24 protein-coding genes are annotated in these 22,039 nt (G+C 69.3%); 9 read left to right on the top strand and 15 right to left on the bottom strand.

The window, feature by feature from the left end; all coding sequences use genetic code 11:
* Nucleotides 1–38: 38 nt before the first annotated feature.
* The 4 genes from prcA to dop all read right to left on the bottom strand — a co-directional run bounded on the left by prcA (nt 39) and on the right by dop (nt 3,556).
* Complete coding sequence (gene prcA / locus BN1701_RS06805; RefSeq protein ID WP_054046533.1) at nt 39–824, bottom strand: proteasome subunit alpha; 786 nt, start codon at nt 822–824, stop codon at nt 39–41.
* A 36-nt stretch (nt 825–860) separates the two neighbouring features.
* Nucleotides 861–1,715: a proteasome subunit beta gene (gene prcB / locus BN1701_RS06800; RefSeq protein ID WP_054046530.1), complete on the bottom strand. Its 855-nt coding sequence runs from the start codon at nt 1,713–1,715 to the stop codon at nt 861–863.
* Nucleotides 1,716–1,762: 47 nt separating this feature from the next.
* Entirely contained in the window at nt 1,763–1,957 is a 195-nt protein-coding gene (locus BN1701_RS06795; protein WP_054046529.1) for a ubiquitin-like protein Pup, read from the bottom strand.
* A 90-nt stretch (nt 1,958–2,047) separates the two neighbouring features.
* Nucleotides 2,048–3,556: a depupylase/deamidase Dop gene (gene dop / locus BN1701_RS06790; RefSeq protein WP_054046527.1), complete on the bottom strand. Its 1,509-nt coding sequence runs from the start codon at nt 3,554–3,556 to the stop codon at nt 2,048–2,050.
* A 104-nt stretch (nt 3,557–3,660) separates the two neighbouring features.
* On the opposite strand from dop, the gene BN1701_RS06785 reads away from it, so the two are divergent.
* Nucleotides 3,661–4,026 carry a sigma factor gene (locus BN1701_RS06785; protein WP_054046525.1) on the top strand — a complete coding sequence of 122 codons (366 nt, stop codon included), beginning with the start codon at nt 3,661–3,663 and terminating at the stop codon, nt 4,024–4,026.
* Between the two features lie 88 nt (nt 4,027–4,114).
* On the opposite strand, the gene BN1701_RS35290 is transcribed toward BN1701_RS06785, so the two are convergent.
* The gene (locus BN1701_RS35290) at nt 4,115–4,342 is read right to left on the bottom strand and encodes a hypothetical protein (RefSeq protein ID WP_157367797.1); all 228 of its coding nucleotides are present in this window, start codon (nt 4,340–4,342) and stop codon (nt 4,115–4,117) included.
* 58 nt (nt 4,343–4,400) lie between these two features.
* Between BN1701_RS35290 and BN1701_RS06780 the strand changes: the two genes are divergently transcribed.
* Both BN1701_RS06780 and BN1701_RS06775 read left to right on the top strand, forming a co-directional pair.
* A complete protein-coding gene (locus tag BN1701_RS06780; RefSeq protein ID WP_054046523.1) occupies nt 4,401–4,592 on the top strand; it encodes a hypothetical protein in 192 nt (63 codons plus the stop codon).
* Nucleotides 4,593–4,635: 43 nt separating this feature from the next.
* The gene (locus tag BN1701_RS06775) at nt 4,636–5,139 is read left to right on the top strand and encodes an NUDIX hydrolase (protein ID WP_054055681.1); all 504 of its coding nucleotides are present in this window, start codon (nt 4,636–4,638) and stop codon (nt 5,137–5,139) included.
* On the opposite strand, the gene BN1701_RS06770 is transcribed toward BN1701_RS06775, so the two are convergent.
* Complete coding sequence (locus BN1701_RS06770) at nt 5,130–5,831, bottom strand: hypothetical protein (RefSeq protein WP_157367796.1); 702 nt, start codon at nt 5,829–5,831, stop codon at nt 5,130–5,132. The two genes, BN1701_RS06775 and BN1701_RS06770, sit on opposite strands and share 10 nt — an antisense overlap.
* Nucleotides 5,832–5,917: 86 nt before the next feature.
* On the bottom strand, nt 5,918–7,756 hold the full coding sequence (gene arc / locus BN1701_RS06765; RefSeq protein ID WP_054046519.1) for a proteasome ATPase: 1,839 nt from the start codon (nt 7,754–7,756) through the stop codon (nt 5,918–5,920).
* 479 nt (nt 7,757–8,235) lie between these two features.
* Here arc and BN1701_RS36770 point away from each other — a divergent pair, with 479 nt between their 5' ends.
* Both BN1701_RS36770 and BN1701_RS37130 read left to right on the top strand, forming a co-directional pair.
* Nucleotides 8,236–8,913 carry a hypothetical protein gene (locus tag BN1701_RS36770; protein WP_054046517.1) on the top strand — a complete coding sequence of 226 codons (678 nt, stop codon included), beginning with the start codon at nt 8,236–8,238 and terminating at the stop codon, nt 8,911–8,913.
* Between the two features lie 92 nt (nt 8,914–9,005).
* A complete protein-coding gene (locus BN1701_RS37130) occupies nt 9,006–9,773 on the top strand; it encodes a hypothetical protein (protein ID WP_054046515.1) in 768 nt (255 codons plus the stop codon).
* Nucleotides 9,774–9,828: 55 nt separating this feature from the next.
* Here BN1701_RS37130 and BN1701_RS06750 read toward each other — a convergent pair whose 3' ends face one another.
* Together BN1701_RS06750 and BN1701_RS06745 are read right to left on the bottom strand one after the other, a co-directional pair.
* Complete coding sequence (locus BN1701_RS06750; protein WP_054046513.1) at nt 9,829–10,662, bottom strand: tRNA (adenine-N1)-methyltransferase; 834 nt, start codon at nt 10,660–10,662, stop codon at nt 9,829–9,831.
* A 73-nt stretch (nt 10,663–10,735) separates the two neighbouring features.
* The gene (locus BN1701_RS06745; RefSeq protein ID WP_054046510.1) at nt 10,736–11,836 is read right to left on the bottom strand and encodes a site-2 protease family protein; all 1,101 of its coding nucleotides are present in this window, start codon (nt 11,834–11,836) and stop codon (nt 10,736–10,738) included.
* 80 nt (nt 11,837–11,916) lie between these two features.
* On the opposite strand from BN1701_RS06745, the gene BN1701_RS06740 reads away from it, so the two are divergent.
* Together BN1701_RS06740 and BN1701_RS06735 are read left to right on the top strand one after the other, a co-directional pair.
* Nucleotides 11,917–12,816 (top strand): RecB family exonuclease, encoded by a 900-nt coding sequence (locus BN1701_RS06740; RefSeq protein WP_054046508.1) that lies wholly within the window; start codon nt 11,917–11,919, stop codon nt 12,814–12,816.
* On the top strand, nt 12,816–13,586 hold the full coding sequence (locus BN1701_RS06735) for a thioesterase family protein (protein ID WP_054046506.1): 771 nt from the start codon (nt 12,816–12,818) through the stop codon (nt 13,584–13,586). The genes BN1701_RS06740 and BN1701_RS06735 overlap by 1 nt, the downstream gene beginning before the upstream one ends.
* 214 nt (nt 13,587–13,800) lie before the next feature.
* On the opposite strand, the gene hisG is transcribed toward BN1701_RS06735, so the two are convergent.
* From hisG to BN1701_RS06720, 3 genes are read right to left on the bottom strand one after another with little or no spacing between them, the layout of a single operon-like run.
* Nucleotides 13,801–14,646, bottom strand: a complete 846-nt coding sequence (gene hisG, locus BN1701_RS06730) for an ATP phosphoribosyltransferase (RefSeq protein WP_054046504.1) — start codon at nt 14,644–14,646, stop codon at nt 13,801–13,803.
* A gap of 47 nt (nt 14,647–14,693) precedes the next feature.
* Nucleotides 14,694–14,957 carry a phosphoribosyl-ATP diphosphatase gene (locus tag BN1701_RS06725; RefSeq protein ID WP_054055680.1) on the bottom strand — a complete coding sequence of 88 codons (264 nt, stop codon included), beginning with the start codon at nt 14,955–14,957 and terminating at the stop codon, nt 14,694–14,696.
* A 53-nt stretch (nt 14,958–15,010) separates the two neighbouring features.
* Nucleotides 15,011–15,424 carry a DUF3995 domain-containing protein gene (locus BN1701_RS06720; RefSeq protein WP_067521084.1) on the bottom strand — a complete coding sequence of 138 codons (414 nt, stop codon included), beginning with the start codon at nt 15,422–15,424 and terminating at the stop codon, nt 15,011–15,013.
* Between the two features lie 64 nt (nt 15,425–15,488).
* Here BN1701_RS06720 and BN1701_RS06715 point away from each other — a divergent pair, with 64 nt between their 5' ends.
* Nucleotides 15,489–16,055, top strand: a complete 567-nt coding sequence (locus BN1701_RS06715; RefSeq protein WP_054055679.1) for a TetR/AcrR family transcriptional regulator — start codon at nt 15,489–15,491, stop codon at nt 16,053–16,055.
* Here the strand turns inward: BN1701_RS06715 and BN1701_RS06710 are convergent.
* Together BN1701_RS06710 and metH are read right to left on the bottom strand one after the other, a co-directional pair.
* Nucleotides 16,039–16,716, bottom strand: coding sequence for an HAD family phosphatase (locus BN1701_RS06710; protein WP_054055678.1), 678 nt, complete (start codon nt 16,714–16,716; stop codon nt 16,039–16,041). The genes BN1701_RS06715 and BN1701_RS06710 overlap by 17 nt on opposite strands.
* Before the next feature lie 11 nt (nt 16,717–16,727).
* Nucleotides 16,728–20,273: a methionine synthase gene (gene metH / locus BN1701_RS06705; protein ID WP_054046499.1), complete on the bottom strand. Its 3,546-nt coding sequence runs from the start codon at nt 20,271–20,273 to the stop codon at nt 16,728–16,730.
* 73 nt (nt 20,274–20,346) lie between these two features.
* Here metH and BN1701_RS06700 point away from each other — a divergent pair, with 73 nt between their 5' ends.
* Nucleotides 20,347–21,249 (top strand): PAC2 family protein, encoded by a 903-nt coding sequence (locus BN1701_RS06700; protein ID WP_157368401.1) that lies wholly within the window; start codon nt 20,347–20,349, stop codon nt 21,247–21,249.
* 147 nt (nt 21,250–21,396) lie between these two features.
* On the opposite strand, the gene BN1701_RS06695 is transcribed toward BN1701_RS06700, so the two are convergent.
* On the bottom strand, nt 21,397–21,987 hold the full coding sequence (locus BN1701_RS06695; protein WP_231949517.1) for a hypothetical protein: 591 nt from the start codon (nt 21,985–21,987) through the stop codon (nt 21,397–21,399).
* Between the last annotated feature and the right edge of the window lie 52 nt (nt 21,988–22,039).

The raw sequence follows: 22,039 nt of genomic DNA, 5'->3' as shown, positions 1-22,039 counted from the left end.
CCACAGCTAACGGGGCTTGTTGCGCCTGCCTGTTCTGGTTACTCGTCCTCAGCGGGCGGGAGTTGGACGTCCTCGATGGGCTTGGCCGGGGACTCGGGGGCGGTGTCCTGGCCTTGCTGTTCCTCTGCGGGCAGCAGCGACGTCAGGGCGGCGCCGGTGATTCGGCGGAAGGCTCGGGTAGGGCGTTTCCGGTCGAGGACGGCTACCTCGAGTTTGTCGAGGGTGGTCTCTCCCGCGTTCGCGGCGGCACCTGAGGAGCCGGTGGCGAGGGCCTTCACGGCCAGGCGGACGGCGTCGCTGAGGGGGATGCCTTCCTGGAAGGTCTCCTTGAGCGAGGCGACGATCGAGTCGGTCTGGCCGCCCATCACGAGGAACTGCGGCTCGTCGACGATGGAGCCGTCGTAGGTGAGCCGGTAGAGCTGGTCCTGGCGGGCGGTGGCGCCGACCTCGGCAACGCAGATCTCGACCTCCATCGGCTTTACCTGCTCGGTGAAGATCGTGCCGAGGGTCTGCGCGTAGACGTTGGCCAACTGCCGGGCCGAGACGTCGCGGCGGTCGTAGGAGTAGCCCCAGAGGTCGACGTGGCGGATGCCGCCACGGCGCAGGCTCTCGTATTCGCTGTACCGGCCCGCCGCCGCGAAGCCGATGCGGTCGTAGATCTCCGAGACCTTGTGCAGCGTGGCGGACGGGTTCTCGGCGACGAACAGCACGCCGTCGGCGTACTTGAGCGCGACGACGCTGCGGCCCCGGGCGATGCCCTTGCGGGCGTACTCCGAGCGGTCGCGCATCAGCTGCTCGGGAGAGGCGTACAACGGCATCGTCACGGTGCGGACTCCTTCACTGGGCCTTCAGAGGTTCGATCAGCCGCGAGGGCGGTCGGCGCGGGTGGTCACCACGGCGGAGGCGACCTCGGCGGTCTCGTCCTCGCTCAGCCGCACCGCGCCGTCGTCGGCGGTGATGGTGACGATGCTGGGGTAGATCCGGCGGGCCATGTCCGGGCCGCCGGTCGCGGAGTCGTCGTCGGCGGCGTCGTAGAGCGCCTCGACGGCGGCGCGGACAGCGGCGGCCTTGTCGCCGTCGGGGGTGTAGAGCTTCTTGAGCGCCGACTTGGCGAACATCGAGCCGGAGCCGATGGCGTGGAAGCCCGCGCGCTCCTCGTAGCGGCCGCCGGTGACGTCGAACGACACGATGCGGCCCGCGGTGGCCGGGTCGTCGGCGTCGATGTCGTAGCCGACGAACAACGGCAGCACGGCCAGGCCCGCCATGGCCACGTCGAGGTTGCCGCGCACCATGCTGGCGAGCTTGTTCGTCTTGCCATCCAGCGACAGCGCGACGCCCTCGATCTTCTCGTAGTGGCGCAGTTCCACCGTGTAGAGGCGGACCAGCTCCACGGCGAGACCGGCGGTGCCCGCGATGCCCACCGACGAGTAGTCGTCGGTCAGGTACACCTTCTCGATGTCCCGCTGCGCGATCAGGTTGCCCGCGGTCGCCCGCCGGTCACCCGCGATCAGGACACCGCCTTGGAATGTCACCGCGACGATCGTGGTGCCGTGCGGGATGTCCGCGGCGCTCACCGCGGCCCGCGGCACCCGACGGCCGGGCAGCAGCTCAGGGGCCTGCGTGTGCAGGAAGTCGGTGAACGAGGACGTTCCGGCGGACAGGTAGGCAGGCGGGAGCGACGCACCCAGCTGCCCTCGGGACGAGGTGTGTTCCATGCCTTCTTTCAATCCTGTCGCTGATCGGGCTGGGCTGTGCGGAGCGGCTACTGCCCGCCCTTTTGCACGTACGCGCGGACGAAGTCCTCCGCGTTCTCCTCGAGGACGTCGTCGATCTCATCGAGGATCGCGTCGGTGTCGTCGCCGAGCTTCTCGCGGCGCTCCTGCCCGGCCGCGGTGGTCTCGTCGACCCCCTCGTCGCCGTCACCGCCACCCTGCCGCTGCTTCTGCTCCTGGGACATATCGCCCTCCCGATCGTCTGGCCTACCTAGAACATTACCCAGCCCCACCGACTTTCGTCGCTGTCCGCGCCGGTGACAAGATCCGTTCGCTTAACGCTTCGGATTACCCGTCAGCTTGTCGACGAGCTGTTCGGCGGTGTCGGCGGCGTCGAGCAGGTCGCCGACGTGCGCCTTGGTGCCGCGCAGGGGCTCCAAGGTCGGGATCCGGACCAGCGATTCGCGGCCGAGGTCGAAGATGACCGAATCCCACGAAGCGGCCGCGATCGAGTTCGGGTAGCGCTCCAGGCAGCGGCCGCGGAAGTAGGCGCGGGTGTCCTGCGGCGGGTTGGTGATCGCCGAGCGCACCTCCTCCTCGGTGACCAGCCGCTTCATCGAGCCGCGGGCGACCAGGCGGTTGTAGAGGCCCTTGTCGAGCCGCACGTCGGAGTACTGCAGGTCGACCAGCTGCAACCGGGGCGAGGACCAGGCCAGGCCGTCTCGGGCCCGGAAACCCTCCAGCAGACGCAGCTTGGCGGGCCAGTCGAGCCGGTCGGCGCACTCCATCGGGTCGCGCTTGAGCGCGTCGAGGATCTCGCCCCAGGTGCGCAGCACGTCAAGGGAGACGCGGTCGATGTCGGCGCGGTCGAGGTGCTCGGCGACCATGTCCAGGTAGGCGGACTGGATGTCCAGGCCGGTGAACTTGCGCCCGTTCTGCAGCTCGACGGTGGCCTTGAGCGTCGGGTCATGGCTGATCACGTGCACGGCGCGGACCGGGTCGGCGAGCTTGAGGTGGTCGAACCGGATCCCGGACTCGATCATGTCCAGGACCAGCGCGGTGGTGCCGACCTTGAGGTAGGTCGACGTCTCGGCCAGGTTCGCGTCGCCGATGATGACGTGCAGGCGGCGGTACTTGTCGGCGTCGGCGTGCGGCTCGTCGCGGGTGTTGATGATGCCGCGCTTGAGCGTGGTCTCCAGGCCGACCTCGACCTCGATGTAGTCGGCGCGCTGGGAGAGCTGGAACCCGGCCTCCTCTCCCGCCACGCCGAGCCCGACCCGGCCGGAGCCGACGACGACCTGGCGGGAGGCGAAGAACGGGGTGAGGCCCGCGATGACCGCGGTGAACGGGGTGTTGCGGGCCATCAGGTAGTTCTCGTGGGTGCCGTAGCTGGCGCCCTTGCCGTCGACGTTGTTCTTGTAGAGCTGGAGTCGGGGCTGGCCTGGCACAGTGGCCGCCCGCATCGCGGCCTCCTCCATCACCCGCTCCCCCGCCTTGTCCCAGATCACCGCGTCGCGCGCGTTGGTGACCTCGGGCGCGGAGTACTCGGGGTGGGCGTGGTCGACGTAGAGCCGCGCCCCGTTGGTGAGGATCACGTTGGCCGCGCCGAGGTCCTCGACATCGGGGTCGGACGGCGCCATCCCGGGTGCGCCGAGATCGAATCCGCGCGCGTCCCGCAGCGGCGACTCCACCTCGTAGTCCCACCGCGCCCGCCGGGCCCGCGGGATGTCCGCCGCGGCGGCGTAGGCCAGCACGACTTGGGTCGATGTCAACACCGGGTTCGCCGTGGGGTCGCCCGGCACCGCGATGCCGTACTCGACCTCGGTTCCCATGATCCGCCGCATAGCGCCCACCCTACGGGGCGAGACCGACCGTTGGACGGTGAGCCGCTGCACGGCGCGCGGACTCGACTTTGCAACAGAAACCGGCCGTGCGTCGTCTGTAGGTCATGGTGAGCGCGCTGAGTGATCCGACCCGGGTCGACTTCGAGACCTACGTGACGGCCAGGGGTGCGGGCCTGCTTCGGTTCGCGTACGTGCTCACCGCGAACGAGGCGGACGCCCAGGACATCGTGCAGGACGCGCTGTCGCGGGCGTTGCCGCGCTGGTCGCGAATCATGTCGGCGGACGATCCCGACGCCTATGTCAGGCGGATGGTCGTCAACGCCCACGTGTCGTGGTGGCGCAAGGTCCGCCGCCGCGAGGCCCCCGCCGGGAATGTCGCTCCACCGGGCCACGCGCCCGTGGCCGCCGACGCGGTCATCGCCCGGGGGCTGGCGTCGCTGCGGACTGTGATGGGTGAACGCGATGAGTGAGTTCGAGGACCGGCTGGCCACTGCCCTGCGCGACCACGCGGAGCAGGCCCCCACGACCGACGGGTTGGCGGCGGGAGCGATCCGGAGGTCAGGGCGCAGGCGGGCCGCGCGAGTCGGCCTCGTTGCGGTCGCGGCCGCGGTAGCCGTGGGCACGCCGCTGGTGGTGAACGCCGCAGGGCAAGCCTGCCCCTTCCGGTGGCTCAAGCACCGCGGCCGAGCCATCCCCGCCCGCGGGATGGCGGGTCGAATCGTGGCGCGGCATCGAGTTCACCGTTCCGGACTCCTGGCCGTACGGCACCGTGGACCAGTGGTGCACGAACGGGAATCGATCCCTCGGGCCCGCGGTGGACCTGCCTTCCGATGCGCGGACCGCGATGAAGTGCACTCCCAGCTACCGCTATGGGGTACGGGTCGGCCACCCAAGCGAGACCGTGCCGAGCGACCCGGCCGAGTTCCCACCGGGGGCGACGGTCCGGCAGCGAGCGATCGCCGACGTCGTCGTCCTGGTGATCACCGACGACCCGGCCGTCGCGGACACCATCGTGGGCTCGGTGCGACCGCGATGATCAACAGGGAGTGGGGCGTGTGAGTCGTGCCAACATCGGTGGTGTGGCGAACGACGAACTGGTGGCGATCTACTCGGCCGACGGCGTGGTGACCGGTGCCGCGACCAGGGTCAGGATGCGCGCGGAGGGCCTCTGGCATGCCTGCGGGGCCATCCTCGTCCGCTCCGGCGACCGGGTCCACGTGCACCGGCGCACCGACGACAAGGACGTCTTCCCCGGCATGCACGACTGCTGGGCGGGCGGAGTGGTCGCCGCCGGCGAGACTCCGCTGGAGTGCGCGCGGCGGGAGCTGGCGGAGGAACTCGGCATTCTGGGAGTGCCGTTGAGTCCGCTGTTCACCCTCAGCGTCGACCTGGTGCACACCCGCATCCATCTGTTCGCCTACGAGGCGTGGTGGGACGGCGATGTCGTGCTCCAAGACGAGGAGATCGCCTGGGGAGGCTGGATGACGGTGGCCGAGCTGCGGGCCAAGCTGTCCGACCCGGCGTGGCCGTTCGTGCCGGACGGGCGGATCGCGATCGAGGAGTGGTTCCGCCGTCAGTCCTGAACGTTCGCCAGCTTCGCGGCGGCGAGTGGGGCCAGGCGGGTGATGGCGGACCGTGCCCGTGGGGTTCCGGCGGCTTCCACGGTCACGACGGTCAAGTGGCGACCCTTCGCCAACGTGATCGAGCACGTGGACCGCTTCGCCCCGGTGGCACACCAGCTGATCTGGGCGTCCGTGCCCGCCAGTGTGACGTCGGCCCCGCCCTCCATCGAGTAGCGCTGGCCGTCAACCAGGAAGACGCCGCACACCAGGTGGTCCCGCAGGGTGGCGACGACAGGCGCGGCCGGGGTGGGGTAAGCGGCGACGCTCTGGGTCAGGACCGAGCCCGTGGCGTACTTCCAGCGCGCGGTCGTGCCGTTGTCGGCAGGCTTCAGCGGCGCCGAGCAGTCGGTGAGCCGGATCGGGAATCGCGACTCGGCGGGGCCGTCCGCGGTGACCTCCTCGGCCGCCAAGTCGGCCGCCGACAACGCGACCGGGGCGAGGTCGACCGGCTTCGCCGTCGTGGACGGCGGCTGTCGTGCTGCCGAAGAGGGAAGCGGCGCGGAGGAAGGGGGCGAGGAGGGGCGCGCGGTGCTCGGCACGGTCGACGTGGGGTCGTCGTAATACGTGTACAGGTCGTTGGGGCGGTCTGAGCAGGCCGCGGTGAACAGGACCGGCAGCACCGCCGCGGTCACCAGGAACCGCACTCGGCGCACGACGTCCCCTTCGTCTCGATCTTTCGCGCGAAATCTACAAGACGAGACCCCGCACGGACTCGTGCGGGGTCTCGTCTTGACTGTCCTTACAGGTACTGGCCGGTGTTCGTCGCGGTGTCGATCGCCCGGCCCGAGTCCTGGTTCTTTCCGGTCACCAGGGTTCGGATGTAGACGATGCGTTCGCCCTTCTTGCCCGAGATCCGTGCCCAGTCGTCCGGGTTGGTCGTGTTGGGCAGGTCCTCGTTCTCGGCGAACTCGTCGACGATCGCGTCGAGCAGGTGTTGCACCCGCAGGCCGCGCTGCTGGGTCTCCAGCACCGACTTGATCGCCGCCTTCTTGGCCCGGTCGACGATGTTCTGGATCATCGCGCCGGAGTTGAAGTCGCGGAAGTAGAGAACTTCCTTGTCGCCGTTGGCGTAGGTGACTTCGAGGAACCGGTTCTCTTCGGTCTCCTCGTACATACGCTCGACCGTGTGCTGGATCATGGCGTCGATGCACGCGCGGCGGTCGCCGCCGAACTCGGCCATGTCCTCGTCGTGGATCGGGAGTGTGCTGGTGAGGTACTTGGAGAAGATGTCCTTCGCCGCCTCCGCGTCCGGCCGCTCGATCTTGATCTTCACGTCGAGCCTGCCTGGTCGCAGGATCGCCGGGTCGATCATGTCCTCGCGGTTGGACGCGCCGATGACGATGACGTTCTCCAGGCCCTCCACACCGTCGATCTCGCTCAGCAGCTGCGGGACGATCGTGGTCTCCACATCGGAGGACACGCCGCTGCCTCGGGTCCGGAAGATCGAGTCCATCTCGTCGAAGAACACGATCACCGGGGTGCCCTCGGACGCCTTCTCGCGCGCCCGCTGGAAGATCAGCCGGATGTGCCGCTCGGTCTCGCCGACGAACTTGTTGAGCAGCTCAGGGCCCTTGATGTTCAGGAAGTAGGACTTCGCCTCGGACGGCTTGCCCTTGGCATCGGGGTCGCTGGCGGCCCTGGCGGCCGCGACCTGCTTGGCCAGCGAGTTCGCCACCGCCTTGGCGATGAGCGTCTTGCCGCAGCCAGGCGGGCCGTAGAGCAGCACGCCCTTTGGCGGGCGCAGCTCGTACTCGGCGAACAGGTCGGCGTGCAGGAACGGCAACTCGACGGCGTCGCGGATCTGCTCGATCTGCCGGAACAGGCCACCGATGTCGGTGTAGTCCACATCGGGCACCTCCTCCAAGACCAGATCTTCCACTTCGGCCTTGGGCACCCGCTCGTAGGCGTAGCCGGACTTGGTGTCGACCAGCAGCGAGTCGCCGGGCTTGAGCGGCGAATCGCACAGCGGGTCGGCCAGCCAGACCACTCGCTCCTCGTCGGCGTGCCCGACGACGAGCGCGCGGCTCGCTTTCTCCTCGTCATCGGAGGTCAGCAGCTCACGCAGCGTCGACACCTCGCCGATGCGCTCGTAGCCTCCCCCCTCGACCACGGTCAGCGCCTCGTTGAGCCGGACCGACTGGCCCCGGCGAAGAGTGTCCGCCTCGACCGCTGGCGACACCGAGACGCGCATCCGCCGACCCGCGGTGAACACGTCGACGGTGCCGTCGTCGTGGCCGGTCAGGAACACCCCGTAACCGCTTGGCGGCTGCGCGAGGCGATCGACCTCCTCACGCAGCGCGAGCAGCTGCCCGCGTGCCTCGCGCAATGTGTCGACCAGCTTGGCGTTGCGCTCGGTGAGCTGACTCACTCGCTCCGACGCTTCGGCCAACCGCTGTTCGAGCAGCCGCGAGTGCCGCGGCGATTCCGTCAGTTTCCGGCGCAGCAGGGAGACTTCCTCTTCGAGGAATCGGATCTGCGCGGCCTCCGAGCGCGACTCGCGCTCGTCTGGCTGGCCGGGCGTGTCACCGTGCTCATCGTCGGCTTCTTCTGGCCGACTGCCGGGACGATCGTGCTGCATGTCGGCACCTCCTCCCGAACTCGTACTTCTACGGTACCGGCGATCACCGACAACAACAGAGCTTCCGGATGTCGGAACCCGCGTGTCACGCCCCGGCAATACCCACTCGGCTGCACTTGATCGGCCAAGTCGGTCATGCCACGACAGGACACACCACTACGTTGCGTCGGTGTATTACGCCAACCGCGCTCCACATTGGCAACCCCTTTTGGCCACCATGTGGACACCTCACGGGTCGCGAGGGGTTTCGATCACGCTGCGCGCCCGCCGCGAGTGTTCTCATTTCGTCACCTAATCGCGGCTGCGAGGAGTCCCACCAGGGGCAAGGGGCCGACCTGGGGCCAATACCATGCCCATACCACGAGGCCGATGCGGTCGGGATAGTTTGGCGTGGAACGCGACGGCCCAGTCAGCCGTCTAGAGGACGACGCAAGACCGCCGACCCGCGCGGGTGCAGATACTAGGAGTCAGGGGCGCGCATGACCTACCCACCGCAGCAGCCAGGGCCGTATGGCCAGCAGCCGCCGCCGGGACCGTACGGCCAGCAGCCCGACCCGTTCGCAGGCCAGCCCGCCTACCAGGGCTTCGGCGGCTACCCCGGTGGCGGCCAGCCGCCGCTGCCGCCCAAGCCGAACAACACCGGCAAGATCATCGCCATCGTGGCCATCGCCCTGATCGTGCTGGTCGGCGCCGGGGTCGGCGTCTACTTCCTCACCAAGGGCGACGACAAGGGCACGACCGCGGCGCCATCAGGCACCTCGGAGTCGAAGAAGCCACCGACCTCGGAGAGCTCCGACAACGACGGCCCGACGAAGACCTCCGAGAAGCCCTCCGCGGGCAGCGGCGACCCGCAGAAGATCGTCGACGCCTACATCAAGGCGTACACGAAGAAGGACTTCTCCTCGGTCACCGCCGAGGCGTGCGAGGCGTACAAGAAGAAGTACGGCACCGACACCTCAGAGCTCGAGAGCAAGCTGAGCAAGTACACGGTGACCGGCAAGGCCAAGGGCGATCCCGTGGTGAAGGGCAGCACCGCGACCGCGGAGATCGACCTCGAGCTGACCCCGGAGGGCGGCACACCCCAGCCCGCGCACATCCGGATCAAGATCGTCAAGGAGTCCGGCGTGTGGCGGTTCTGCGGTGAGGAAACCGCCTGATCCACGCATGCGGCCCGCGGGCTCACACTAAGTTCACCCCAGACGATCGATAAGCCACACCTTCCGCACAACCAAGGAGTCGGGTCCGCGAGATGACCTACCCACCGCAGCAGCCCCCCGGTCCGTACGGGCAGGACCCCTACGGCCAGCAGCCGCAGGACCCGTACGGCCAGCAGCAGCCGCCCCAGCAGCCCTACGGGCAGCAGCCGGGCTACGGCCAGCAGCCCCAGCAGTACGGCGGGTACGGACAGGACCCGTACGGCCAGCCGCAGGACCCCTACGGCCAGCAGGGCTACCAGCAGGCGGGCATGGTGCCCCCGCCGAAGAGCAACACCGGCAAGATCGTCGCCATCGTCGCCATCGCGATCCTTGTGCTCGGCGGCGCGGGCGTCGGCGTGTACTTCCTGACCAAGGGTGACGACAAGAACAACACCGCGGGCGGCGGGGGCGGCGCGACGAGCACCACGACGAAGCCGAAGACCACGACCAAGACCACCTCGGAGGAGGAGACCACCACCTCCGAGAAGGAGACCACCACGACCACCAAGGCCACCAGTGGCGGCGGTGGCGGGGGCGGCGGTGGCGACGACATCAAGGCAGCCGGCCTGAAGTACGCCGAGGCGGTCAACAACAAGGACGAGGCCACGGCCAAGAGCCTGACCTGCGACGGGACCGACCCCGGCATCATGTACACCAGCGTGGCGCCCAACGGCGGCAAGGTGAAGGTCGTCGGCGAGCCGGAGATCTACGGTTCGGCGGGCGGCAAGGTCGACACCGAGGTCGTGGTGGCCAATAGCGACCCGATCGACTTCCCCATCGTGTTCGAGAAGAAGTCCAAGGGCTGGTGCGTCTCGCTCTGAGCGAACGCGCGCGGTTACCGGGTGGCCAGGGCGAGAGCCCTGGCCACCGGCATGTTCAGCCCTTGCTCGGGCGGCGCTGCGGCTTGGGGGTGACCACGCCGTCGGCGAGCCTGCGGCTGGTCAGCAGGAACGCGGTGTGCCCGATCATCCGGTGCTCTGGCCGCACCGCAAGGCCGACGGCGTGCCACGGCCGGATCAGGGTCTCCCAGGACTGCGGCTCGGTCCAGCAGGTCTGCTCGCGCAGCGCCTCTGTCACCCGGGAGAGCTGGGTGGTGGTCGCGACATAGACGACAAGCACGCCGCCGGGGATGAGGTTCGCCGCGACCGTGGACAGCTGGTCCCACGGCGCGAGCATGTCCAGGATTACCCGGTCGACCTCGCCGGTGTGCGTGGCCAGGTCGGCGACGGTGAGCGTCCAGTTCGCCGGGTGCTCGCCGTAGAACTGCACGACGTTGCGTTCGGCGTGCTCGGCGTGGTCGTCGCGGATCTCGTAGGACGTGACGCTGCCGGTGGGGCCGACCGCGCGCAGCAGCGAGCAGGTCAGCGCGCCGGAGCCCGCCCCCGCTTCCAGCACCCGCGCGCCGGGGAAGATGTCGCCCTGCATGACGATCTGGGCGGCGTCCTTGGGATAGATCACCTGCGCGCCGCGCGGCATGGACAATACGTAGTCCGACAGCAGCGGACGCAGCGCGAGATACGAGGTCCCGGCCGCGGAGGTCACCAGCGAGCCCTCAGGAGCGCCGATGACGTCGTCGTGGGCGAGCGCGCCGCGATGGGTGTGGTACTTCTCCCCCGGCTGGAGAATCAGGGTGTAGTGCCTGCCCTTGGGATCGGTGAGCTGCACCCGGTCCCCCGCCTCGAAGGGACCGCTGACCTTGCGTGCCGACACCGACGCCTCGCTTCCTGCCTGGTTGACCGGGTGAGATGGTCGCAGAGGCGGGCGGGGGCCGGTGAGTCAACCCCTAGGTGGCCGATTCCAGAGCCGCGCGCAGGTCGTCGCGGTGCAGCACCCCGCACGGCCTGCCGTCGTCGTCGACCACGAGGAACTGCCAGGCCGGGGTGTGGTGGACCCGGTCGATGATGTCCTCGCCGGACTCCGCGGCGAGCAGCACGGACTCCGGCCGGATCGGCTCGGCGGCCTGCTCGGCGGGAGCGCCGGGGGAACGCTGGGCCAGTTCGGCGGCCGCGATCTCGTCTAGCAGCCCCGCGGCCACGCCGTCGGCCCGCACCAGGACCACCCCGCGCCCGGCCGCGGCGGCCAGCGCGTCGGCCACCCGGCTCTCCGCGGGCAGTTGCAGGATGGGCCTGCACACGTCGGACAGCCGCAAGCCTGCGGGCCAGGTGCTCAGCCGCTCGGCGGTCCGTTCGCCACCCGCTCCCGCGGCGACGAACCACGCGGTGAGCAGGCACACCCCGAGGCGCAGCCAGCGATCCGGGGCTTCGGTGGCCAGTCCCCACAGCGCCCACGCGACGAGCAGCGCGGCCACGGCCCAGCCGCCCGCCACAGCCGCCTTGGTGCCCGTGCCGCGTTTGCCGGTGAGCGCCCACACCCCCGCGCGGAGCATCCGGCCGCCGTCGAGGGGCAGCCCGGGAAGCAGGTTGAACACCGCGACGGCGGTATTGGCGAAGGCGCACTCAAGCACCAGCAGCCATACCGGGGTGTCGGCAGGCATCACCAGCGCCGCCAGCCCGAACGCGGCGGCCAGCAGCACCGACACCGCGGGCCCGGCCGCGGCGACCAGGCCCTCGTGCGCCGGGCGGCGCGGCGTGCGGGTGATCTCGGACAGGCCGCCCAGCAGAAACAGCCGAAGCCTGCGCACCGGCAGCCCTAGCCGCAGCGCGACCACGCAGTGGCCGAGTTCGTGGGCGAGCACCGACGCCCCGAGCAGCACCGCGAACGCGGTGGCCAGCAGGATCGAGGTCACTGTGGTCGCGTCCGGCAGCAGGCTGCGGACCAATGGCGTGTAGAACACGACGACAGCGGCGGCGCCGAGCCACCACGACGGCGCCAGCACGACCGGCACGCCCCGATAGCGGAACAACAGGAGTCCGGCGCCGGCCATTGCGCCACCATAGCCGCAGCGGCCGAACACGCTCGGCGGCGTCGCCGAAAACTGTCGGTGGTCACGGCTATGGTCTGGGCATGTTCTCCGGACCTGGAACGGACCCGGCGGCGGCCCCGGCGGAGTCGGCGGCCCCGCGTCGCCCCGCGCTGTCGCCATCGCGTGCGGGTGACTTCAAGCAATGTCCGCTGCTCTACCGGTTCCGCGCGATCGACCGGCTGCCGGAGACCCCGTCCAAGGCGCAGGTGCGCGGCACGGTCGTGCACGCTGTCCTGGAACAGCTCTACGCGCTGCCCGCCGCCGAGCGGGTGCCCGACCGCGCCCACGCGCTGGTCGCCCCGACGTGGGCGAAACTGGCCGAGGAGCAACCAGAGCTGACCGCGATCTTCGACGAAGAGTCCGATGTGGACGAACAGCGGGCGAGCTGGCTGGCCTCGGCGGGCCGGATGATCGACGGGTACTTCGAACTGGAGGACCCCCGCAGGCTCGAACCGGAGGCGTGCGAGCTGCTGGTGGAGACCGAACTGGACTCCGGGGTGCTGCTGCGCGGCTACATCGACCGGCTCGACGTCGCCCCGACCGGCGAGATCCGCGTGGTCGACTACAAGACCGGCGTCGCCCCCCGGGAGATCGGCGAGGCGAAGGCCCTGTTCCAGATGAAGTTCTACGCGCTGGCCCTGTGGCGCCTGCGCGGCGTTGTCCCCCGCCAGTTGCGCCTGATGTACCTGGCCGACAAGCAGTCCCTGGCCTACGCCCCCGACGAGGCCGAACTGAAACGGTTCGAACGCACCCTCGACGCGATCTGGACGGCCATCCTGCGCGCCGCCCCGACTGGAGATTTTCGCCCGAACAAGAGCAGATTGTGCGACTGGTGCTCCCACCAGGCCATCTGCCCCGCCTTCGGCAACACCCCACCGGACTACCCCGGCTGGCCCGAGCCCGACTCCGGCGACGAGACAATCCTGGAGCGCGCGGATTGATGTCGTTCTACCGCAAGCTGAGCGAAAGCCGCTTCGAGTCGACCCCGCACACCACGGGCCCGTGGTCGGCCGACAACCAACACCTCGGCCCACCGACCGCGCTCCTGGCCAGGGCGATGGAAGCGCTGCCCGCCGCACTTCCGTCCATGATCGCGCGGGTGACAGTGGAGATCCTCGGTCCGGTGCCGGTAGCCGAGGTCGAGGTGCGCGCCGAGATCGAGCGCCCCGGCAAGTCGGTCGAACTGCTCGCCGCCACCCTGATCGCCGAAGGTCGCGAGGTCGTCAGAGCCAGAGCCTGGCGACTGATCACCTCAGACTCGATCAACGTCCGAACCGACGACGGCCCCCCACTGCCCGCGCCAGAGACGGGCCGTGTGATGACCCGCCCAGACGGCTGGGGCGCAGGCGCCGTCGACGCGATGGACTGGCGCACCCTCACCGGCGCCTTCGACATCCCCGGCCCGGCAACGGTATGGGCGCGGCAGAAATACCCGTTGGTGGAAGGCGAAGACCCAACCGCCCTACAGCGGCTGATGATCCTGGCCGACTCCGGCAACGGCGTCTCAGCGTTGCTGGATCCACGAAAATGGTTCTTCATCAACACCGAACTCACTGTCCACATCAGACGCTACCCCGACGGCGAGTGGCTGGGCATGGACGCCCACACAGAGATCGGTGAACACGGCATAGGCACCGCGTTCACCGTCCTCCACGACCGCCAAGGCCCCACAGCGCGCGGGGCTCAAGCGTTGCTGGTCAGACCACGCTAGACAGAACAGCAGACGGACAGTGCAGGCAGGCCCACAGAACGCAAGGGGCCAAACGAAACGGCCTGTTTGGGTGGTTCGCCTTGATTTGGGGTGAATGGGCCTAAACTCGCGGTGCGGGTGAGGTTCCTTGAGCTCGCCTTTTGACCCGCACAGGCCCATTCGAGGGGCCCCAAATCAAGGCGAACCACCCGAACAGGCACCCACCAACCAAGCCCTAGAGCCTGCAAGCCCTGATATCAGAGGCAAGCACGGCTTTCGCACCCAGAGCCGCAAGCCGATCCATGATCGCGTTGACTTCCTTACGCGGCACCATAGCCCGCACAGCCACCCAATCAGCACTAGCCAGTGGCGCCACCGTCGGCGACTCCAACCCAGGCGTAATCTCGATCGCCGGTTCCAGCAACGACCGCGGGCAGTCGTAGTCCAACATCATGTACTGCTGAGCGAACACAACACCCTGCAACCGCGCGGTGAGCTGGTCACGCGCAGGCGACACCGCCGCGGACGACCGCTCAACCAGCACAGCCTCAGAAGCACAGATCGGATCGCCGAACGCGACCAGATTGTGCTGGCGCAGGGTCCGCCCGGAACCCACGACATCGGCAACAGCGTCCGCCACCCCGAGCTGGATCGAGATCTCCACCGCGCCATCGAGGCGGATCACGTCAGCCGTGACGCCGCGCCGCGCAAGGTCGTCAGCGACGAGGTTCGGATAGGACGTAGCCAGCCGCTTGCCGTCAAGGTCGCCGACCTTCCAGTCCCGACCCGCGGGCGCGGCGTAGCGGAAGGTCGAGCCACCGAAGCCGAGCGCGAGCCGCTCGGTGACCGGGGCGCGCGAGTCGAGGGCGAGGTCTCGGCCGGTGATGCCGAGGTCGAGCTCACCCGACCCGACATAGATGGCGATGTCCTTGGGGCGCAGGAAGAAGAACTCGACCTCGTTGGCGGGGTCGATGACGGTCAGGTCGCGGGCCTCGTGCCGCTGCCGGTAGCCGGCCTCGGTGAGCATCTCGGACGCGGCTACAGCCAGCGCCCCCTTGTTCGGTACTGCGACGCGCAACATCTGGTGACTCCCTGGGGATGGTGGTCTGCGGGATCGCGGCCTACCGATCAGAGATGTCGGTAGACGTCCTCCAGCGCCAGTCCCCGGCCGAGCATCAGGACCTGCACGCGGTACAGGAGCTGGGAGACCTCCTGGGCCAACTCGTCGTCGGTCTGGTACTCGGCGGCGATCCAGACTTCACCCGCCTCTTCGAGCACCTTCTTGCCTTGCGCGTGCACACCGTCGTCCAGCGCAGTGACCGTTCCCGAGCCTTCCGGCCGGGTCCGTGCCCGCTCGCTGAGTTCGGCGAACAGCTCGTCGAACGTCTTCACGAGCGACGATCCTTCCATCCCGGACCCGACCGGTGTCGACAAGGGGACCCAGGTCACCCGATCGCGACCGCCAGACACGCCCCGCCGAGCACGACACACAGCGGCGCGTACACGCGCAGGTCGAGCCGGGCGAACTCGGTGTCGCGCCGCGACGACTGGACGAACCCGCCGAGCCCGCGCAGCAGCAGCACGATCCCGGCACCCGCCGCGCCGACCGGCACACCCCAGTCCGGCCCGATCGCGGCCACGATCCCCGCCTTCGCCGCGACCAGGTAGGCCGCGGCCAGCAACGCGACCACGACCAGCGCGGTCAGCGGCTTGCTCGGCAGCTTGTCGGCCTCCACCCCGACGATCTTGCGCGCGAACTCCTCGGGCGTGCGCAGCGGCCAAGGCGAGAACATCCACACCACGTGCAGCACGCCGACCAGCACCAACACCACCGCGGCCGACCACCCGAGAACCAGCATGACCACTCCCCTCCACCATCCATACACCACTGTATGGACTCGTTCCGTACAGTACTGTATGGCCGTGCCGAAGCCCAGACTCACCCGCACCGACTGGATCACCGCGGCGCTCGCCGCCCTGGCCGAGGGCGGGGTGAGCGCGGTCGCCGTCGACCCGCTCGCCAAACGCCTCGACGTCACCCGCGGCAGTTTCTACTGGCACTTCAAGTCCCGCGACGACCTGCTGCTCAGCGCGCTGGAGTGGTGGGAGCAGGAGGGCACCGCGTCGGTCATCGAGCGGGTGGGCCACCTGGCGGATCCACGGGAACGCCTGCGCACGCTGTTCCACATCGCCTTGACCGAGGACCCGACCGACGGCCTCGAACCCGCGCTCGTCGCCCACGCCGACGACCCGCTGGTCGCACCCGCGCTGCACCGGGTGACCGCACGGAGGCTGGACTTCCTCACCACCGCCTACACCGACGCGGGCCTGGCCCACGATCGTGCCCGCGTCCAAGCCGTGGTGGCCTACTCGGCCTACATCGGCTGGACGGAACTACGCCGCGCCGCGCCGACGGTCGCCACCGAGACCGTCGACGACCCGATCGCGTTGACGTACTTGATCGAGACCTTGGTCAACGGCGGAAACTAAGAAACATGTCCCTGAGCACGTCCGCCCCGACACCCACCAGGGACTCGCGGAACACCCGCCGCTCCCCCTCGGCCACCGGCACGTCACACGGGACCACCAGGACCACGCACCCGGCGGCGACACCCGCCGCGACCCCGGTCGGCGAGTCCTCGATGGCCACACACCGGGCTGGGTCGACACCGAGCAGCCGCGCGGCCTTGAGATAGGGCTCGGGCAGCGGCTTGTTGAGCCCATCGACCTCGTCCCCGCACACCGTCACGTCGAAGAACTCCCGGCCGACGGTGTCCAGCGCGATCTCGGCCAGCGCCCGCCCGGTGGAGGTGACCAGGGCCGTCGGCACGCCGGTCGCGCGGACCGCCCGCAGCGCGTCCTCGGCGCCCGGCCGGAACACCGCCTTCGTGGCGAACAGCTCAACCATCCGGCCATCGATGTAGGCGATCGCGTCGGCCACCTGGGCCTCGGTCGGCTCGATGCCCACCGCGCCGAAGAGCAGGCTCATGGTGGTCGGCACGTTGGTGCCGACCATCGCGTGCCTGATCTCCGGCGCGAGGGTGCCGCCGAGCTGTTCGGCCAACTCGTACAGCGGGATGTCCCAAAGCTTTTCCGAGTCGAGCAAAGTGCCGTCGAGGTCCCAGAGGACCGCGGCAGGCAGGTTGTTCACGAACTCCCCTGTCACGTGTTGAAGTACTTGGCTTCCGGGTGGTGCAGCACGATCGCGTCGGTCGACTGCTCCGGGTGCAGCTGGAACTCCTCGGACAGCTTGACGCCGATGCGCTCGGGGTCGAGCAGGTCGACGATCTTGGCGCGGTCCTCCAGGTCCGGGCAGGCGCCGTAGCCCAAGGAGAAGCGGGCGCCGCGGTAGCCGAGCGAGAAGTAGTCGGTGATCTCGGCCGGGTCCTCGTCGGCGACGGCGCCGCCGCCCGCGAAGATCAGCTCCTCCCGGATGCGGCGGTGCCAGTACTCGGCGAGCGCCTCGGTGAGCTGCACGCCCAGGCCGTGCACCTCCAGGTAGTCCCGGTAGGAGTTGGCCGAGAACAGGTCGTTGGCGGTGTCCGCGATGGGTTGGCCCATGGTGACCAGGCTGAAGCCGACCACGTCAACCTCGCCGGACTCGCGCGGGCGGAAGAAATCGGCCAGGCAGAGCCTGCGTTCCTTGCGCTGGCGCGGGAAGGTGAACCGCAGCCGCTCCGGTGCGTCGGGGGTCGGTTCGGTGAGGATCACCAGGTCGTCGCCCTCGGCCACGCACGGGAAGTAGCCATAGACCACCGCGGCGTGCGCCAGCACGTTCTCGATGGCCAGCCGGTCCATCCAGTACCGCAGGCGGGGACGGCCCTCGGTCTCGACGAGTTCCTCGAACGTCGGCCCGGCGCCGCCGCGCACGCCCTTGAGGCCCCACTGGCCCATGAACGTCGCGCGCTCGTCGAGCATCCTGGCGTAGTCGGCGACCGGGACGCCCTTGACGATGCGGTTACCCCAGAAGGGCGGCGTCGGGATCGGGACGTCGGTGGCCACATCGGACCGCGCGGGCTGCTCGACCTCGTTGGCCTCTTCCTTGGCCTTGCGCGCCTCCGCGATGCGCAGCGAGCGCTCGCGGCGGGCCTTGCGCTCGGCGGCCTTGGCCTGCATCTCCGCGTCGACCAGCGGGGACTCGCCGCGCTTGGCCGCCATGATCGCGTCCATCAGGCGCAGGCCCTCGAACGCGTCGCGGGCGTAGCGGACGTCGCCGAGGTACATCTCGGTGAGGTCGTTCTCGACGTAGGCACGGGTCAGCGCGGCGCCGCCGAGCAGTACGGGCCACCGGGCGGCGACCTCGCGCGAGTTCATCTCCTCCAGGTTCTCCTTCATGATCACCGTGGACTTGACGAGCAGGCCGGACATGCCGATCACGTCGGCCCGGTGTTCCTCGGCGGCGTCGAGGATGGTGGTGATGGGCTGCTTGATGCCCAGGTTCACCACCTCATAGCCGTTGTTCGACAGGATGATGTCGACCAGGTTCTTGCCGATGTCGTGCACGTCGCCCTTGACCGTGGCGAGCACGATGCGGCCCTTGCCGCCGTCGTCGGACTTCTCCATGTGCGGCTCGAGGTGGGCGACCGCTGCCTTCATCACCTCCGCGGACTGGAGCACGAACGGCAGCTGCATCTGGCCGGAGCCGAACAGCTCGCCGACGGTCTTCATACCCGACAGCAGCGTGTCGTTGATGATCTGCAGCGCGGGCCGCTCCAGCAGCGCGTCGTCGAGGTCGGCGGCCAAGCCCTTCTTCTCGCCGTCGACGATGCGCCGCTCCAGCCGCTCGAACAGCGGCAGCGCCGCCATCTCCTGGGCGCGGGAGGCCTTGGAGGAGGCCACCGTGGCGCCCTCGAACAGCTCCATGAGCTTCTGGAGAGGGTCGTAACCCTCGCGGCGGCGGTCGTAGACCAGGTCGAGCGCGACGGCGCGGCGGTCGTCGGGGATGCGCGCCATGGGGACGATCTTCGAGGCATGCACGATCGCGGTGTCCAGCCCGGCCTGCACGCACTCGTGCAGGAACACGCTGTTGAGCACCTGGCGCGCGGCGGCGTTGAGGCCGAAGGACACGTTCGACACGCCGAGGGTGGTCTTCACCTCGGGGTAGCGGCGCTTGAGCTCGCGGATCGCCTCGATGGTCTCGATGGCGTCCTTGCGGACTTCCTCCTGGCCGGTGGTGATCGGGAAGGTCAGACAGTCGACGATGATGTCGCCGACCCGCATGCCCCAGTCGCCGACCAGCGCGTCGATGGTGCGCGCGGCGATGCGGACCTTGTCGTGGGCGGTGCGCGCCTGGCCCTCCTCGTCGATGCACATGACCACGACGGCCGCGCCGTGCTCCTGCACCAGCTCCATCATCCGGTGGTAGCGCGAGGTGGGGCCGTCGCCGTCCTCGAAGTTGACCGAGTTGACCGCGCAGCGGCCGCCCAGGCGCTCCAGGCCCGCCCGGATGACCTCGGGCTCGGTGGAGTCGAGCATGATCGGCAGCGTCGACGCGGTCGCGAGCCGACCGGCCAATTCGGACATATCAACCGCGCCGTCGCGGCCAACGTAGTCGACGCACAGGTCGAGCATGTGCGCGCCGTCGCGGGTCTGCGCGCGGGCGATCTCGATGCAGTCGTCGAACTTGGCGTTGAGCATGGCCTCGCGGAACGCCTTGGACCCGTTGGCGTTGGTCCGCTCGCCGATCACCAGCACCGACGCGTCCTGCTGGAACGGAACGGCTTGGTAGAGCGAGGACACGCCCGGTTCGGGGCGCGGCTTGCGCGGGTTGGGCTTGAGGTCGCGGATGGCCTCGACGACCTGGCGCAGGTGTTCGGCGGTGGTGCCGCAACAGCCGCCGATGAGCCGGGTGCCGAAGTCGGTGACGAACGCGGACAGCGCGATCGCGAGTTCCTCCGGTGAGAGCGGGTAGACCGCGCCGTTGGGGCCGAGTTCTGGCAGGCCCGCGTTCGGCATGACCGACAGCGGGATGCGCGAGTGCTTCGACAGCGTGCGCAGGTGCTCGCTCATCTCGGCCGGGCCGGTGGCGCAGTTCAGGCCGATCAGGTCGATGCCCAGCGGCTCCAGCGCGGTGAGCGCGGCGCCGATCTCCGAGCCCAGCAGCATGGTGCCGGTGGTCTCGACGGTGACCTGGGTGATGATCGGGACGCGCCTGCCCTCGGCGGCCATCGCGCGCTTGGCGCCGATGATCGAGGCCTTGGTCTGGAGCAGGTCCTGCGAGGTCTCGACGATCACGGCGTCGATGCCGCCCACGAGCATGCCCTTGACCTGCTCCTGATAGGCGTCACGCAGTGTGGCGAACGGCGCGTGGCCCAGGGTGGGCAGCTTGGTGCCGGGACCGACCGAGCCGAGGACGAACCGGGGTCGGTCGGCGGTGCTGAACTCGTCGGCCACCTCGCGGGCGAGCCGGGCACCCGCCTCGGACAGCTCGAAGATCCGCTCGGGGATGTCGTACTCGGCCAGGTTCGCCAGGTTCGAGCCGAAGGTGTTCGTCTCGATCGCGTCGGTGCCCGCCGCCAGATAATCGCGGTGGACCTGCCGAACGACGTCAGGACGGGTGACGTTCAAGATCTCGTTGCAGCCCTCTAGACCGGCGAAGTCGTCGAGTGTGAGATCCACTCCCTGCAGCATGGTCCCCATCGCGCCATCGGCGACGAGCACACGGTCGTTGAGGGCGGCGATGAACGGCGACTGGATGCTGTCCGGCATGTCGCCAAGCCTACGATCTCCGTCCAGACCGACAGGGTCGTAGTCTTGCGCAGTGACCGATCCGGACCCGAAGATGGCTGCCGACTCCGAGCCCAAAGTCGAGCCGCAAGATCTCGTCGACCCCGTGATGGTGGCGGCGTTCGAGGGCTGGAACGACGCGGGAGACGCCGCGAGCACAGCGATCGAGCACTTGCAGCTCACCTGGGACGCGACACCGCTGCTGGAGATCGATCCCGACGACTACTACGACTTCCAGGTGACCAGGCCGACTGTCCGCATGGTGGACGGTGTCACCCGAAGGGTGGAATGGCCCACCACTAGGCTGTACGTGTGCAGGCCGCCGGGATCCAACCGCGACGTGGTGCTCGTCCATGGCATCGAGCCGAACATGCGCTGGCGCAAGTTCTGCGCCGAACTGCTCCAGCACATCGATGACCTGGGGATTCAGACCGTGGTGACGCTGGGCGCGCTGCTCGCCGACACCCCGCACAGCCGCCCGGTGCCGGTCACCGGGACCGCGTACGACGCGAACTCGGCCGCACAGTTCGGCCTTGAGCGTTCGCGCTACGAGGGGCCCACCGGCATCGTCGGAGTGCTCCAGGACGCGTGCGTGCAGGCGGGGGTCCCGGCGATCTCGATCTGGGCCGCGGTGCCGCACTACGTCTCCCAGCCGCCCTCGCCGAAGGCCACCCTGGCCCTGCTGCACCGCGTCGAGGAGGTCCTCGACGTCGAGGTGCCGCTGGGGACGCTGCCCGAGCAGGCCGAGGAATGGCAGCGCACGGTGAGCGAGATGGCCGAGGAGGACGAGGACGTCCGCAACTATGTCCGCGCTTTGGAAGAACGCGGAGACGCCGAAAACACCCTGAACGAGACCAGCGGCGACGCCATCGCCGCCGAGTTCGAACGGTATCTGCGCCGCCGCAGGCCCGGAGGATCTGGGCGCGGGACGTCGGGGCCGGGTCCCACCGGGGTGTGACGACAAGGGTTCGCGCCGCCGCGCTTTACGTCGGCGGCTTCCTCGGCCCGTTCGCGGGCTCGGTAACGACGTCGATGCTGCCCGAACTGGGCGCGGAGTTCGGCGTGCGCGGTGTCGCGGTCGATGCCTTCCGTCAGACCAGGGTCGTCAGCGGATCAGCAGCAGTACCGCGCCGCCTACGAGTGGGCCCATCGCGGCGCCGACGACGACCTGGGCCACCGTGTGATCGCCGAGCACTACGCGGGACCAGCACACGAGGGCCACGGGCATCAGCAACAGCAGCGCCCACGGGCCGTACAGCAGGGCGATCATCACGACCGCGCCCGCCGCCACCGCCGCGTGCAGCGACACCTTCCACCACGTCGTCACCGCGATGCAGGCCGCCAAAGTGGTGACCATCGCGACGATCAGGCCGACGACGTCGCGGGGAGCGCCGCCGATCAGGAGGATCGCCAGGCCGACGGCGGTGGAGGCGAGGCCGACCGCCAGTGGCACGAATCGGTGCTCGCGGTCGCGGACGTGGTGGCCGTCCCAACGGCCCTGGCGGGCGCCCCGGATGATGAAGAGCATCGGCAGGACGCTGGAGAACAGGGCGACCACAACGCCCCACAGCACGGTCTCGCCGAGGTGGCGGCCGGTCGCCTTCCATGCCACCGCGAGCGGCAGTACCAGCACGACAGCCGCCGGAGAAAAGACTTCCGTGGTCAGTTTGGCCAGTCGCAGTCGAAGCCCGTCCACACCAATCCTCAGTCCGAATGGCACCGAATGCCCCTGTGGCTGCCCCGTGCGA

This window comes from Alloactinosynnema sp. L-07, assembly GCF_900070365.1.
GTDB lineage: Bacteria > Actinomycetota > Actinomycetes > Mycobacteriales > Pseudonocardiaceae > Actinokineospora.
This window is presented reverse-complemented; position numbering and strand designations above follow the sequence as displayed.

Excerpts from the sequence above, each read along its gene's own strand:
- prcB (WP_054046530.1), bottom strand. The coding sequence starts at position 1,715 with ATGGAACACACCTCGTCCCGAGGGCAGCTGGGTGCGTCGCTCCCGCCT.
- BN1701_RS06795 (WP_054046529.1), bottom strand. The coding sequence starts at position 1,957 with ATGTCCCAGGAGCAGAAGCAGCGGCAGGGTGGCGGTGACGGCGACGAG.
- dop (WP_054046527.1), bottom strand. The coding sequence starts at position 3,556 with ATGCGGCGGATCATGGGAACCGAGGTCGAGTACGGCATCGCGGTGCCG.
- BN1701_RS06785 (WP_054046525.1), top strand. The coding sequence starts at position 3,661 with ATGGTGAGCGCGCTGAGTGATCCGACCCGGGTCGACTTCGAGACCTAC.
- BN1701_RS06780 (WP_054046523.1), top strand. The coding sequence starts at position 4,401 with ATGAAGTGCACTCCCAGCTACCGCTATGGGGTACGGGTCGGCCACCCA.
- arc (WP_054046519.1), bottom strand. The coding sequence starts at position 7,756 with ATGCAGCACGATCGTCCCGGCAGTCGGCCAGAAGAAGCCGACGATGAG.
- BN1701_RS36770 (WP_054046517.1), top strand. The coding sequence starts at position 8,236 with ATGACCTACCCACCGCAGCAGCCAGGGCCGTATGGCCAGCAGCCGCCG.
- BN1701_RS37130 (WP_054046515.1), top strand. The coding sequence starts at position 9,006 with ATGACCTACCCACCGCAGCAGCCCCCCGGTCCGTACGGGCAGGACCCC.
- BN1701_RS06745 (WP_054046510.1), bottom strand. The coding sequence starts at position 11,836 with ATGGCCGGCGCCGGACTCCTGTTGTTCCGCTATCGGGGCGTGCCGGTC.
- BN1701_RS06740 (WP_054046508.1), top strand. The coding sequence starts at position 11,917 with ATGTTCTCCGGACCTGGAACGGACCCGGCGGCGGCCCCGGCGGAGTCG.
- BN1701_RS06735 (WP_054046506.1), top strand. The coding sequence starts at position 12,816 with ATGTCGTTCTACCGCAAGCTGAGCGAAAGCCGCTTCGAGTCGACCCCG.
- hisG (WP_054046504.1), bottom strand. The coding sequence starts at position 14,646 with ATGTTGCGCGTCGCAGTACCGAACAAGGGGGCGCTGGCTGTAGCCGCG.
- BN1701_RS06720 (WP_067521084.1), bottom strand. The coding sequence starts at position 15,424 with ATGCTGGTTCTCGGGTGGTCGGCCGCGGTGGTGTTGGTGCTGGTCGGC.
- metH (WP_054046499.1), bottom strand. The coding sequence starts at position 20,273 with ATGCCGGACAGCATCCAGTCGCCGTTCATCGCCGCCCTCAACGACCGT.
- BN1701_RS06700 (WP_157368401.1), top strand. The coding sequence starts at position 20,347 with ATGGCTGCCGACTCCGAGCCCAAAGTCGAGCCGCAAGATCTCGTCGAC.